General features: G+C 50.4%; 9 protein-coding genes. 5 read left to right on the forward strand and 4 right to left on the reverse strand.

From position 1 onward, the window contains the following. Positions 1-21: 21 nt before the first annotated feature. Positions 22-2130, reverse strand: a complete 2109-nt coding sequence (locus SPL68_RS06420; RefSeq protein WP_323814251.1) for an EAL domain-containing response regulator — start codon at positions 2128-2130, stop codon at positions 22-24. 320 nt (positions 2131-2450) lie between these two features. Continuing rightward, a complete protein-coding gene (locus SPL68_RS06425; RefSeq protein ID WP_323814252.1) occupies positions 2451-4301 on the reverse strand; it encodes a hypothetical protein in 1851 nt (616 codons plus the stop codon). Positions 4302-4474: 173 nt separating this feature from the next. Here SPL68_RS06425 and SPL68_RS06430 point away from each other — a divergent pair, with 173 nt between their 5' ends. The 5 genes from SPL68_RS06430 (at position 4475) to SPL68_RS06450 (ending at position 12944) form a co-directional block, all read left to right on the forward strand. Further along, entirely contained in the window at positions 4475-6160 is a 1686-nt protein-coding gene (locus SPL68_RS06430; RefSeq protein WP_323814253.1) for a methyl-accepting chemotaxis protein, read from the forward strand. A gap of 337 nt (positions 6161-6497) precedes the next feature. Continuing rightward, positions 6498-10685 (forward strand): sulfite reductase subunit alpha, encoded by a 4188-nt coding sequence (locus SPL68_RS06435; protein WP_323814254.1) that lies wholly within the window; start codon positions 6498-6500, stop codon positions 10683-10685. A 293-nt stretch (positions 10686-10978) separates the two neighbouring features. Next, positions 10979-11362, forward strand: coding sequence for a hypothetical protein (locus SPL68_RS06440; protein WP_323814255.1), 384 nt, complete (start codon positions 10979-10981; stop codon positions 11360-11362). Positions 11363-11595: 233 nt separating this feature from the next. Next, a complete protein-coding gene (gene yghU, locus SPL68_RS06445; RefSeq protein ID WP_323814256.1) occupies positions 11596-12438 on the forward strand; it encodes a glutathione-dependent disulfide-bond oxidoreductase in 843 nt (280 codons plus the stop codon). A gap of 32 nt (positions 12439-12470) precedes the next feature. Further along, a complete protein-coding gene (locus SPL68_RS06450) occupies positions 12471-12944 on the forward strand; it encodes a tetratricopeptide repeat protein (protein ID WP_323814257.1) in 474 nt (157 codons plus the stop codon). Here SPL68_RS06450 and SPL68_RS06455 read toward each other — a convergent pair whose 3' ends face one another. Beyond that, complete coding sequence (locus SPL68_RS06455; protein ID WP_323814258.1) at positions 12945-13907, reverse strand: DNA-3-methyladenine glycosylase family protein; 963 nt, start codon at positions 13905-13907, stop codon at positions 12945-12947. It lies immediately after the preceding gene. Continuing rightward, positions 13908-14885, reverse strand: coding sequence for a bifunctional transcriptional activator/DNA repair enzyme AdaA (locus tag SPL68_RS06460; RefSeq protein ID WP_323814259.1), 978 nt, complete (start codon positions 14883-14885; stop codon positions 13908-13910). It lies immediately after the preceding gene. Between the last annotated feature and the right edge of the window lie 98 nt (positions 14886-14983).

The raw sequence follows: 14983 nt of genomic DNA on the forward strand, positions 1-14983 counted from the left end.
ACCTGTGGAATCAGTCTGAAATCAGCTTTCCATATTAAAGTCGTACGTCATACCTTGGCTTGGCTCCTGCAAATAATGCCCCTGAATGTAGTGGGCACCAGCTTGCCAGAGGGTTGAAAGCACACTCGCATTTTCCACAAACGGCACCAGCGTGATCTTGCTTTCGCCGTTAAGCTTTTCGATCAGCTGGATCAGCGTCTCGGGGCTTTCGTTGTTGTTTTGAATGTCAGTGGTAAAGGAGCCGTCCACCTTGATCATAGTGACTGGTACATGGGACAGGGTATTAAACGGGTTGAGCGAGCAGCCGAAGTTGCTGATGGCAAAACTGGTTTTAAGTTTTTCCAGGCCTTCCGAGAAGTGCTTGGCTGCATTCAAATGGGTAGTGACATCAATTTCCTGCGCTTGAAAGACGATGGCATCGGGGCTGAGCTTGGCTGCTTTGAAAGCAACGCCCAACCACGGCAGCAGGGTTTCATCGCACAGGGATTGGCGGCCAATATTCACAATCAACTTGGTTTTGTTGCCCTTGGCGCGATGCTGCGACAGCATTTTGATCGATTCCAGAATCACCCAGCGGTCGATCTTGGTTGCGGCGCTCATACTGGCAGCGGCTTCAAGGAAGTGGTTGGGTGATATTTCAGCGCCAGTGCTATCAATCAGGCGCAGGTAGACTTCGTAATACTCTTCATCGGAACCGCGCAGGCTGATAATTGGCTGGAATAGCAGGCGGAAACGGTCGTTATCCAATGCTTGCTGAATGGCAGCATTGATATCGATTTTGATGTCGATCTTGGGCGCATCCGGTTCAAACAGCAGTGCAGAGTTGCCATCTTTGGCGTGGACTTTTTCCATCGCCTTGCGTGCCTGCTCGATCACGGTATTGGTGCTGGTCGAGGTCTCGTTAATCAGTGAAATACCAATGCTGCAGGTGATTTGCAGAGTTTTTTGGTCGATCTCGACAATGTGCGCTTCCAGATCCTTACACAGTTGCGTCGCGCGGTTAACGGCGGCATCGGCTTTTACATTGGGCGAGATAATCGCAAAAGTGGTGTCGCCGAGGCGGGCGATAATATCGCTGGTATTGGCTTTGGCGCGCAGCAGGGTGGCGATATCGATCAGCGCCAAATCGCTACCGGCAACACCAAAAGTGTCTTTTACTTTTTCGCCAAATTGATCCAGCTCTATATAGAAGAGGCAGTAGTAACGCTGCTCGTCCACGGTGTCGATAATGTGGTCTATCTGGCTGATCAGGTATTGGCGGTTGTATACGCCAGTGACCAGATCCTGCCATTTGATTTGCTTGAGTTGCGCTTCCAGTTCCTCATTGTTCGCCGCCGCGATCACATTGTTGAGCGATGCGCGGGCGAGGAATTGAATGCAGGGTTCTTCGTCGTAAGTGACCAGCGAGACTTCCAGATCGATAGTGGTTTCTTCGTCGTTGTGGGTGATGCCGGTAAAACTCAGCGAGCTGGATTCCGCTTCGTCGCCTTTGAAAGTGAAATCCTTGAGGAAGTTTTTCAGACGCGCCTGATCTTTGTCGGCCACCATGTCCATGATTGGCATGGCTTCTATGTCGTCTTTATTCGGATAGCTAAACAGCTCGGCAAAAGAGTCGTTGGCGTAGAGATAAAGACCATCCTGAATAAAGGCGATGGCATCGCGCGAGCTGTCGAGCAGTTGTTGGCTGCGGCGCTCGGCTTCGCGGAAGCGGCGGTCGGTATTGCGGCGCGCCTGACGCTGTTCGCGGTTGGCCAGTTCGCGGTCAATTACCAGCAGCAAATGCTGGTCGTCATCCATATTCACCACATCGCTCGCGCCCATACGCAAGCCTTCTACCACGGCAAAGGGGCTGTCGTCTTCATCGAGTTCATATTGAAGAATGACCGGAACGTCTTTATTCAGGCGGCGGATTTGTTTGATCGCGGTTTGCGGGCTTGGGCTGGTAGTGCTGTTGTTACCAATCAGTAGATCCCAGCTCTGTTCCTGCAAGAGTTTCACCAAAGCCTCTTCGCTTTCGACGTGCTGCGCGCGGCAAGGATGGCCGGAGGCATGCAGCATACTTATCAAACGCTCGGCTTCGGCGCGTTGGTTGTTCAGAATAAGGAGGCGGATGGTATCGGAAGTCGTCATAAGTCTTCTTTTGTCAGGCGATAGTCAGGGCGACGCGCAATTTGACTATAGCGCGTTTTTTTGGCGTTTGAGTTTGTTTGGCTACAGGTTCTCAAGATCATTGGGCGTTTAGGGCCGCTTTTTATATTACGGATTACCGGTAAGTCCGAAAACGCTACCTTGCGTCGCCAATTACTTGCCTTGGTGCGGGGGGATGTCCATGCGGTTGATCTAGGTATATTACTAAATTCGAGGGAACGCTCAACTTGTCATGCCATTTATGCGATTTGATCGCGGCTTTTGTGGATTGGTTCGCAAGTGAGTCTCCCGCAGCGGGTGATTTATTCCCAGACTGCATCAAAATCATCTTTGCGCGGCTCGGGTTTTGCCGTCGCCAATTCACGAAAACCAAACTGGCTAAAAGCACCAGTCGCAAATATCCGCTGGGTAAGCTGGATGGATTTGTCGCCTTCGTGCGGAGTTTCAGTGTGGGCTTGTGGCTGGGTGTAGAGCCGCGCCTTACTGTGTTCGTGAAAAGTGATGGCATTGGTGATCATGCTGGCGGGTTGGTTCACCGCGCGCAGCTCGGGAATTTGCAGTGCGCGCAGGTATTCGGCAAAACCGCCCGTCTTTTGAATCGCCGCCAGACCTACTGGCACCGCATGGGGGGCGATAATCTGAATCCCCAATTGGGTTGCGCCCTTGATCTGATGTGCCCAGCGCACTACGCCAATCGACCATTTATTGCGCCCGTATTCGCGCAACCCGAGCAATTCGCCAGCGCGAACTTGTACGGGGATTTCATTGCGCCACTCCAACCCGTAGCCGCCGAGGCTGCGGTCGATCAGCGGCACTGTGTAAACCGGATGCTGCCCTTGATAGTTTTCCAGCTCCTGGGATTGAATCTTCTTTTCGATATTCAGTGTGGGCAGGGCGCGGCCATCAAAGGGGGTGCCGACAATCTCAAACGCATCGCCCCAAGGGTCACTGGTTTTCTTGGTCTCTTCTACTTTCAGCTGTACACCGCGTTTTTGAAAGATGGCGCCTTTGGTTGGGGCACCAGCTACGGCGCTGCCTTGATTCAAAAACAGGTTAAAGGGCTGCTGATCGGCGAGGTGAAAGTGGATATTGGTCAGGCCGACGGTAACTTCGATCTCAGCATTTACCTCCTGTCGTTCAAAACTGCGCAGCGCCAAATGGCTCCAGGCCTGAAGCAAATGTTTGGTCAGCGCTGCCGACAGGTTCAGTTGGTTGCGTTGGCTGACGCTGGCGTCGACGCCTTCATTACCAATGCTTTGCAATTCTTTTAGCTTGCTCACCAGCGGGCTGGTGCGAATCTCCAGTGGCGGCTCTACGCCCGGATTGCTGGCGGGGCGCCAGTGGGATTTGTAAAACGGAGGGCGATTGCTATCGGTCAGAACCACAAACAGATTTTCTTTCCCGCCCGGTTGGTAAGGGTGCAGCTCCGCGCCCGGCGCTAACAATTCCAGCACGTTATAGGTGCTTTCGATTTCATCCTGACGTAATTGGTTGGGGCGTGCACTGGCGAGCAACAGTATGCGTAAGTACACATTGTGAATGGTTTTTAGGTCCTGTTGATGGGGAAGTTTGTCCTCCACCGGCAGCTGTTCCAGTTCCAGAGCGCAGGCCAACTGGTAGAGGGCATGTATTTCTGTCCACACCTGACCAGGTACGGGTAAGTACAACTGATAAGAGCGCAGTAGCAGCAGGCTTAGGGCGGTCAGCGAGCGGTGGATCACCAGCGCCTGTTGCTCGGGCGGCACCTTGGTGGCATGCGGGGTGCAAATCTCTTTCACTACCGCGAGGTAACTATTGAGAAAGTGTTTTTGAATCGCCTGGGCTACGGTTGCCGTTTTAAGTGCCGCTTCCGGCAGAATTAAGGGCTGATTTAAGTATTTGAGCGCAAGGCCGCTAAGGGTTTGATGAATCGGTGTGCGCAGCAGTTCAAGGATCGCCAGGCGATTCTCACTGCTGGTACGCAAGCGGCTGAGTTCGTGCACAGCCATATAGAGTTGGGCGCTGACTTGCTGTGTTTGAGTCAGTGGCAGGCTTTGCAGCCACGCCTTGACCTGCGCTTCTTTATTACCCCCGCAAAAGCTCAGCTGCGCCAGCCCTTCGGTAGGCACATTCAGCTTTTTGAGGAGTTGTCTAATCTGCGGATCTGGGGTCATGCGCGCGCCGTTTGCTCGTTGCCGGTTATAACTATGTTCTTGAATATAGACGATTTTAGATCTTTTGGTCGGTTTTGCTGGTGCATCTAAATACACATATTACAATTAGTCGCGATAACTATATGGTCGGCGGTTAATGCTTGATCAAAACAATAAAAAGCTCGGAGAACTCGATGAAGTCTGTCTCAATGAAATTCAAACTCATTTTGCTGGGGCTAGTGCCCGGTGTCGCCATTTTAATCCTTTTGCTGTTGCTAGTGAGTTCACGTATGCAATCGGTAGTGGATAAAGACATGGAAATCCTGCGCGATACCCTGCTTGAAGCGCATAAATCCGAATTAAGTCATTCGCTGGATATTGCCCGCTCGCTCGTTCAGCCTCTGTACGACGCCGCACCCGCCGGTGAATCAACACAAAAAACCGAAGCGCTAAATCTGCTCAAGCAACTCAAGTACGGTAAAGATGGCTACTACTTTGGCTATGATGGCAACTCAATCCGCGTATTTTCTGGCAGCGATAGCGCCAAGATTGGCGACAGCTTTCGCGATTACAAAGATGTTAACGGCGTATTCCTGATCAACGAACTGGTAAAGCAAGGGCAAGCTGGCGGCGGATTTGTCACCTATCACTTCCCGCGCCAAGGGCAAGATCAAACCGCTTATCCCAAGCTGAGCTATGCGATATGGCTGCCCAAGTGGGATCTGATGATCGGCACCGGTTTCTACATCGACAATATCGATAAAGTAGTTGGCGAGGCGCAAACACTGGCCGATGAGCATATTCACGAGACGCTGATGTGGATTTCCGGCATCGCTGTTTTGGTGTTGGGTGTGATAGCGCTGGTTGCTATTTATATCGCCAATAAAACCCTGGAGCCGCTCAATGGCTTGGTGCGCAGCCTTGAAGAGATCGCGCGCGGCGGTGGCGACCTCACTCGTCGCCTGACCCGTACCAGTAACGATGAAATCGGTGCGGTGATCAGTGCCTTTAATATGTTTGTCGATTCCATTCAGGGCATGGTGCAGCGCATTCAGCAGCTTACCCGCCAGTTGGCCGAAATCGCCCAGCATGTCTCGCGCGATACTCAAGCGACTCACCAAACCCTCGACCAACAACGCGAGCAAACCCTGCAAGTTGCGAGCGCGATTAATGAGATGGCCGCTTCCGCCGTTGAAGTCGCGCAAAGCACGCAGGATGCCGCGAGCGCTGCCGATACTGCCGAAGCCAGTACCAAAAACGCCCAGCTTACCGCCAGCAAATCCATCGATAACATTCAGGCGTTATCGTCGGAAGTGCGGCTGAATACTGATGAGTTGCAGCGCTTGCAGGAGGATGTGAATGGCATTGGCGCCGTTTCGGATGTGATTCGCGGCATCGCCGAGCAGACCAATTTGCTCGCACTCAATGCCTCAATCGAAGCAGCGCGCGCCGGTGAGCAGGGGCGCGGTTTTGCGGTGGTGGCGGATGAAGTCCGCGCCTTGGCTGCGCGTACCCAATCCTCTACGCAAGAGATTCAAAGCATGATCCAGCGTTTGCAATCCAGTACCTCGGCTGCGAGCGAATCCATCAAACGCAGTCTGGTGAAGGGCGATGTGTCGGTGCAGATGGTGACGGAAACCTCGGCGGCGCTTACCTTGATCGATCATCAGGTCAGCACCATCAACCAGCGCGGCTTGCAGATCGCCACCGCGGCGGAGGAGCAGACGCAGGTAATCGAATCGATCAACCAAAGTATGCATGCCATCGCCGATGCCACTGAATCCGCCAGCCAATACGCGGCGCGTTCCCGCCAATCAGGCGAGGAATTGGCGACTCTTGGCGGCGAGTTGCAACAACTGGTTGGGCAATTTAGAACCTGATTTTTTGTGTCTTGTGTGTTTTATTTTGGTGCAAATTTGGATTTGGTGTGATGGCTAAAAATTAATCACAGTAAATTTAATGCACCAATGAAAAACAAAGTGGTGCCCGATGATTGGTTTTTTGCTTTTCTTGGGTGCAGTTTGCTTTTGTTGTCTTGCGAGCTGAAAATCCTTTCGGCTCTTACTTGTCTTGTTTTTATTTAGTTAATATCTAATTAAATCAAATAGTTATTGTTAAATTGGCTGCCCGCTCTGCGTTATATGGCAGGGCGGGGCGCCATCACTTGCCACTGGCATAGCGCTTGCTAAACCCCTCGTAATGAGGAGTTGCAGCCCTATGTCCGAATCTGTTGTTAATAACGAGAAAAAAACCGTGCGTTCCGTGTGCCCCTACTGTGGAGTGGGCTGCGGAATGGTGCTGGAGACCGACGGCCACAAGGTCATCAAAGTCAGTGGCGATAAAAATCATCCTTCCAACTTTGGTCGTTTGTGCACCAAAGGCCAGACCAGCGCTCAGGCGCTTACCAATTCCGGCCGCATGGAATCCGCTTTTGTGCGCAGCGAGCGCACGCACGATCCAGTCAAAACCCCAATGGCGCAGGCGATCAGTCACACCGCCAAACGCTTGCGTGAAATTCTCGACCAATATGGGCCGGATGCACTGAGTTTTTATGTCTCGGGGCAGATGTCCATTGAATCCCAATATTTGGTGAACAAACTCTGCAAAGGTTTTGTGCGCACCAACAATATCGAATCCAACTCGCGCCTGTGTATGGCGAGTGCGGGTATGGGTTACAAGCTGTCGCTCGGTTCCGATGCGCCGCCCGGTTCCTATCAGGATTTTGATCACACGGATTTATTCTTTGTGATCGGCGCCAACATGGCTGACTGCCATCCGATTTTGTATCTGCGCATGATGGATCGCGTTAAAGCCGGAGCGAAACTTATCGTCGCCGATCCGCGCCGCACCACAACGGCCGACAAAGCCGATTTATTTTTGCCAATCAAACCCGGTACCGATCTCGCGCTCTTAAACGGCTTGTTATTTTTACTGCACAAAAATGGCAAAACCGATTCAACGTTTATCGAAAACTACACCCAGGGTTGGGAAAACTTTCCCGAATTTTTGGCGGATTACACGCCCGAAAAAGTGAGCGAAATTACCGGGCTTTCGGTTGAATCGATTATCAAAGCCGCCGATATGATCGGCGCCGCGCCCGAGTTTATGACTTGCTGGACCATGGGCTTAAACCAAAGCACCCACGGCACCTGGAATACCAATGCGATTTGTAATTTGCATTTAGCAACGGGGAAAATTTGCCGTTTGGGTAGTGGCCCGTTTTCGCTCACTGGTCAACCCAATGCCATGGGTGGCCGCGAGATGGGCTATATGGGGCCGGGCTTGCCGGGGCAGCGCGCTCTGGTGGTGGAAAAAGACCGCGAATTTATTGAAGACCTCTGGGGTATTCCGCAGGGTTCCATCAGTACCAAGTTGGGCAAGGGTACGGTGGATATGTTTGAGCGCATGGCCGCCGGTGAAATTAAAGCTTGCTGGATTATTTGCACCAATCCCGTTGCCTCTGTGCCTAATCGCAAAATTGTGATTGAAGGTTTGCAAAAGGCCGAGCTGGTAATCGCGCAGGATGCTTTCCTCGATACCGAAACCAATCGCTACGCCGATGTGCTTTTACCCGGCGCTTTGTGGGCAGAAGCCGAAGGCGTAATGATCAACTCCGAGCGCAATATCACGCTTATGCAAGAAGCCGTAAGCCCGCCGGGCGAGGCGATGGCAGATTGGGAAATTGTTGCGCGTGTTGCACGCGAAATGGGTTTTAGCGAAGGCTTTAATTTTACTTCTGCATCAGAAGTATTTGATGAAATTCGTCAGAGTTACAACCCTAAAACCGGATACGATCTGCGCGGCGTAAGTTACAAGCGTTTGCGAGTCGATCCTTTACAGTGGCCGTGTGCCGATGAAAATTCCAATCGCAATCCGATTCGCTATTTAAATACCGGTGTTAACCAAACACTGAAAACCAATGCCGATGGTTCAGTGCCGACTTTCCAATTTGCGACTGAATCCGGCAAAGCGATTTTCCATGCGCGCCCCCATGTCAATCCAGCCGAAATGCCCGATGCTGAATTCCCTATGGTGCTCAACACCGGCCGTGTGCAACACCAATGGCACACACTGACCAAAACCGGAAAAATTGCCACGCTCAATAAATTAAACCCCGGCACCTTTGTAGAAATTAATCCGCAGGATGCCGTGGAATTGGGTATTAACAATAAAGACAAAGTTGAAATTCGCTCGCGCCGTGGCTATGCGATTTTGCCTGCACTGGTGACTGATCGTGTTCTTCCCGGTTGCTGCTTTGCGCCCATTCACTGGAATGATGTCTACGGCGATAACCTCTGCATCAACGCCGTCACCAGCGACAAAATTGATGCGATATCGCAACAGCCAGAATTAAAAGTCGCTGCTGTTGCACTTAAGCGCGTAGAAGTTTTTGTAGAAGATAGTACTGCTGATTCTGCTGAAAACTCTGATTCCCACAATTACGATTATGAATTACCTGCTGCCTTGGCCTTTGCGCCCGTTGCAGAGGAAACTGCTATGACTTTGATTGCCACCTTCGCTGAAAAAATCGGCGTAGTAGAAACGGTTGCACCGCAATTTTCCGCGGGCGAAAAAAATTATCTCGCAGGTTTCATTGGCGGTTTACAAACCAGCGCCAAGCTTATTCAGGCGGTGCCAGCCTTGCCGAGCGATGCGCCCATCCGCCCTGAATATCGCGATTGGGTAAATGGTTTGCTTGCGGGCATGTTCTCGCGTGTGTTGCCTTTGGGGGTGAGTGCAGTGCCTGCTGCAAATAAACCATCGCTCACGCTGTTATGGGCATCGCAAACCGGCAATGCGGAAACCCTCGCGCAAAAATTTGCACAGGAATTATCGGCGCAGGGTTGGATGGTGAATTTCCAATCCATGAATGATTATTCGGTGGAAAAACTCGCTGCCGATAAATTTGTGGTGTTTGTTACCAGCACCTTTGGCGATGGCGATGCGCCCGATAATGGTGGCGATTTCTGGAGTCAGTTGACGGATGACGCCATGCAATCGCTCAGTGAATTGCAGTTCGGTTTATTAGCGCTGGGTGATTCCAATTACGACCAATTCTGCGGTCACGGCAAAAAATTATTTGCGCGCTTGCAAACACTGGGGGCTAAAGCGCTGGTTGAGCGTGTGGATTGCGATACCGATTTTGAAGCCCCAGCGGGCGAATGGTTTGCTAAGCTCAAAGAACAATTGGCTCCGCATGTTGTCGCAACAGGAGCTGTTAACAGTTCTACAGGCAATTCAGCGAGCGCATCTTCATCTATGTCTACTGTTGCATCATCAGGCTTTACAAAAGCCAATCCCTACGCATCGCGCTTGACGGTGAATAATCGTTTGAGTGCAGAAGGTTCAGGTAAAGATGTTCGCCAATTTGGTTTTGACTTGGGCGAGTCCGGCATCACCTACGAAGCGGGCGATGCGCTCGGCATCTGGCCAAAAAATTGCCCCGATTATGTATTTGAACTTGAGCAAGCGCTTAATTTAAATGCCGAAGCACCGGTGGTAGTGGATACGCGCGAAAAATCCCTGCACAGCGCCTTAATTGAAAATTACGAAGTCTGCCGCCCGAGTTTGGAAGCGCTGCAATTTATTGCCGAGCGCTCCAAAAGCGCAGAGTTGAAAAAATTATTGGAAGCAGATCAAAAAGAGCAATTACAGCAGTGGCTCTACGGCCGCCAGTTGGCGGACATTCTGCAAGAGTTCCCTGTTCGTGCAAATGTGGAAGAATTTATCGCGGTACTAAAACGCCTTCAACCGCGTTTGTACTCCATCGCCTCCAGTAGCAAAGCGCAACCGAATCGTATTGATTTAACCGTATCGGCAGTGCGCTACACTCGCTTCCGCGACAGCAAAAAAATCCGCAAAGGTGTTGCCTCTACTTTCCTTGCTGATCGTGCAAGTGGTGTGGATGTGCCCATCTTTGTGCAGCCAAGCAAGCATTTCCATGTTCCAGAAAAAGGCGATACCCCATTAATTATGGTTGGCCCTGGCACTGGTGTTGCGCCATTCCGCGGCTTCCTGCAAGAGCGCCAAGCGCGCGGCGATGCGGGTAAAAACTGGCTGTTCTTCGGCGAACAACACGCCGCGACGGATTTTTATTATCAGGATGAAATACAGCAATTCCAAAAAGACGGTCTGCTCAATGAATTGAGTTTGGCTTTCTCGCGCGATCAATCGCAAAAAATCTACGTGCAAGATCGTATGCGTGAACGCGGCGAAGAATTGTGGAATTGGCTGGAAGAGGGTGCCTACTTCTGCGTCTGCGGCGACGCCAGCCGCATGGCCAAAGACGTAGACCAAGCCCTGCGCGACATTATCCAGCAATACGGAAAATTCGACGAAGCCGAAACCGTTAACTACATCCGCAAATTAAATATGGATAAACGCTATTTGCGGGATGTGTATTAACTCCGCGATGTAACTCCAAACGCCCCGCGCATCTTTAAAGTCCCCCGTTAATTTGAAATTAGCGGGGGATTTTTTTTAACTCGTAGGTTGGGCAGCCATGCCCAACTAATCTATCCAATTGCGAAAATGTTGGGCATTGCTGCCCAACCTACAAAAACAATCTAATCCTCTCGCATTACGCCAAATCCCCATTCAGCGTCTCAGATCACAAACTGATTTATGCTGGTCGTTCTATAATCAGCGCCGTTTGATATTCACGCTTTTCCAACCATAACTATTCAGGAGCAAGAAAGATGAAACGCAAAACTTTTTCCGCCGCTGTTATCGCTTTGTTTACTTTGCTGGCTGTTGCAATGCCGTCGTTTGCGGAGTCCAGCGCGGTTTCCACTATGGCGCGCATCCTTACCGAGCTGAACCATTATCCATCTGTTGAGCAGAAAGCTACGCTGGAAGCGATCAGTAAGGACGAAGCTAACAGTGAAGCCACTCGCGCTATTGCTCAGGCAATTCATAACGTTGAGCATGCGCCCAAAGCCGATGATGTAGCTAAGTTGAAAACCCTTGCTGCAGCGGAATCTGCAACGGCAGAAGAAAAACAACTGGCAGAAATTGTGATTGGTTTGAATCACAGTGTTAGCCCTGATGCCAAAAAAGCGCTGGAAGCATTGGCGAAGTAAAAATCGTGGCTTAGACGAATCAACGTCAAAGCTTTGCATTTCCCAAGTCCCCCGTCAGGTTATTCTGCGGGGGATTTTTTTTGGAAGGATAATTCAAGCGAATCCCTGGTCTGATGATTTAACCGAAGGCCTAGTCACTTATTTGATGTTAAAGTCAGTATGCCGAAAAACCTGTATTTCTATATATAAAGGCGGCTTGAACCGAATTCGCCTGATCAGAATAGGAGAGCGCTATGAGCACAACAAATTCCTACACTCCACCCAAAGTCTGGACGTGGGAGCAAAATAAGGGCGGTGCTTTTGCGAGTACAAATCGGCCTATAGCCGGTGCCACACATGAGAAGGCGCTTAATATAGGGAAGCATCCCTTACAACTTTATTCGCTCGCTACGCCAAATGGAGTAAAAGTTACGATTCTGTTAGAGGAACTTTTGGCATTAGGAAAAGAGAATGCTGAATACGATGCATGGTTAATTGATATAGGTAAGGGCGATCAATTTGGCAGTGGTTTTGTGGAGGTTAATCCTAATTCCAAAATTCCTGCTTTGTTGGATACGTCTACCAATCCGCCTACACGCGTATTTGAATCGGGCGCGATTTTGTTGTATCTCGCCGAAAAATTTTCAGCGTTTCTTCCTCGCGATCCTGCTGCCAAAGCGGAATGCCTTTGCTGGTTGTTTTGGCAGATTGGCAGCGCACCATTTTTAGGTGGTGGCTTCGGCCATTTTTATGCTTACGCACCTGAAAAATTGGAGTATCCGATTAATCGTTATGCGATGGAGGTAAAGCGGCAACTAGATGTGTTGGATCGCCATTTGGCGGAACGGCGCTATCTATGTGGTGACGAATACACCATCGCTGATATGGCAAATTATTCATGGTACGGTGCCTTGGTGCAGGGCAAACTGTATGAAGCAGCCGAATTTTTGGATGTTAAATCCTATCGTCATGTATTGCGCTGGAGTAAAGAAATTAGCGAACGGCCAGCGGTGCAGCGCGGAGAGCGGGTTAATCGCACTTGGGGCGAGGAGGCATTGCAAGTGCCTGAGCGTCATCAAGCAAGCGATTTGGACTAATGATTTTTTTTGAAAAAATTAAGTGAGTAAAAATGGAAAACGAGATCAAACAAAAAGCCGAAGCGTTGTTAGATGAAGGTGAAGTTGAGGCGCTCTATGAATTGCTCACGCCTTATCTTGAACAAAACGATGCCTATGCGCAGTTTTTGTATTCCAGTTTTAGTTTGGAATCTACCGGCGAGACAGAAGAAGAATTTGAAGTGCGCAGCATGAAGTTGCTGGAGCAGGCATCTGAAGGTGGTGTTGCCGAGGCATCCTACCGTTTGGGTGTGATTGGTTTGTATGGCGATTTTGCCGCTGCCAATGCCAAAAGCTCCAGCGAGTATTTTGAGCGCGCCATCGCCCAAGGTCATGCGCATTCAAAATTTACTTACGGTTTTAATCTGTACTACGGCGTGAGTGATCTTAAGCAGGATAAAGCCAGAGGCTTAAAACTGATGGAAGACGCAGCGCAGGAAGGTGTTGAGCTTGCGCGCGAAGAGTTGAAGATAATTCAGTCGCGTTAATTAATACCCATCTGCTTTTTGCATCGCCCATAAATGGGCTGCGACCAAGGCTCGCCAGGGTGAAAATCCGGCGAGCCAGAGTTCGGTTTCTGCTGCGGATATTTTCTCCGCCCCTGAATATTTTTTCTGCGCCGTTAATAAGTTCTGCAAGTTGCGACGCACGGCGACATCGCCATGCAGTGAACCGTCCATCCAGCCAAATCCTCGCAGTAAGGCATAGTGAATCGTCCAAGGGCCTATGCCGCGTATAGCAATTAGCTGTGCGTAAATTGTTTCTGCATCAAGCGTGTTTCCATTCCAAAAATCATCCAGCCAGACTTGCAGTGGCAACTCACCTTTTTGAGCTACATTGGCAAGCGCGAGCAGAGTTTTCGCTTTGGTTGCGGAAAAACTGCACGCGCGCAGGTCATCTTCCGTGAGTACGAGAATTTGCTCGGGTTGGGGATAGCAGTAAATGCCAGATGAATGCTGAATACCTGCGCGCTGGATAAGTTTGCGACGCAATGAAGTGGCGGCGCCCAAGCTGATTTGCTGCCCGATAATTGCCCAGCTTATGGCTTCAAAAGGCGATGCCGCTTGCGGTACGCGCAGGCCGGATTGTTTGGCGATTAACTTTTTAATGTCTTTGTGTTTGGCTGCAAAGGCTTCAAATTCGGTAGTGGGTTGATTTAACCCCAGCATGTGAGCCGCAAGTTTTTGTAGCTGTTGTTGAGTTTGTTCGGTGTTGATTTTTTTGCGGCCAGAGTCAATTTCCAAAACAATTTCTACTTGGTTTTGAACTGAAAAGTTGAACGCTAAACGGGATGGCATCGAGTTCCAAATAATGCCTTTATCAAAGCATTGTGTTGAGTCGTCGGTAGTGTCCCAGCGCTCAGCCAACATTTGGTTGTCGCGCTGGTGAAAGGCGAGAAAATCGACGCGACGGAAATCTTCCGGCAGTGTTATCGAGAGCGAAATTTGCATTTAGCTTTGATCTTGTTCATAGGTCGGATCTTGTTCGCGGTGCAGCAATATTTTTTTTCGCTCTAATCCCCAGCGATATCCCGCCAGATTGCCATCGCTGCGCACGACTCTGTGGCAGGGAATCACAATCGCCAAGGCATTGGCAGCGCAGGCACTGGCGACAGCGCGTACCGATTTTGGCGCGCCGAGCAGTTGTGCAATTTCGGTATAGCTGCGCGTTTCACCTGCCGGAATTTTTTGTAGCAAATTCCACACGCGCTGCTGAAACAATGTGCCGCGAATATCCAGCGGCAGGTTTAGCGACTGTGCGGGCGATTCGATGGCTTGCATAAGTTGTTGCAGTGAATCGGATAGGGTTTGATCAGCTGATTGCAAATCAGCGTGTGGAAAGCGACTTTTTAATTCAGCAATTAATGCAGCGTCTTCATCGCCTAATAAAATTGCGCAAATGCCTTTTTCGCTTTGTGCGATTAAACATTTTCCGAGCGATGATGCATTCAATGAGTAGCAAATAGTTTCAGGTTTTTTGGATGGTTTTGGCATGGCTGACTCTAAAGATTGGCGATGCGCCTTGGCGTAGGCTTTGGGGCTAATACCGGTGACGGCTTTAAATTGCCGCTGTAAATGGTAGCTGCTAATGCCCGCGTATTCCGCAAGTGCGCTGAGTGATAGTTCATCGGCGGTGGATTCAATTAATCGACACAAGCGTTGGATACGCTCAGTGATTTGGCTATCAGCCGCAGCCGTTTGTGGATGGCAACGTTTGCAGGCGCGAAAGCCGGCGCGTTCAGCATCGGCCGCAGTATTAAAAAATCGCACATTGTCGCGCTTGGGTTTGCGCGACGGGCAGCCGAGGCGACAGTAAATTCCCGTTGTAATCACCGCATAAAAGAAGGGTTCAGACGGTGTTGTGCTGCCGAGCATTTGCCAGCGCCGATGATCGATAGCACTGTCATTTTCAGTTGTCTTGCTTGCCATAGTTTTCACTCGGTGCCTGCGTCTTATCCTGTTGGTGGCACTTTACCGGTTAGATCGCCCAGTGACAGCCTAAATCTTGCGGTCGCATTCGAACTATT

This window comes from Cellvibrio chitinivorans (genome assembly GCF_035117775.1).
In the GTDB taxonomy this organism is placed as follows: Bacteria; Pseudomonadota; Gammaproteobacteria; order Pseudomonadales; family Cellvibrionaceae; genus Cellvibrio; species Cellvibrio chitinivorans.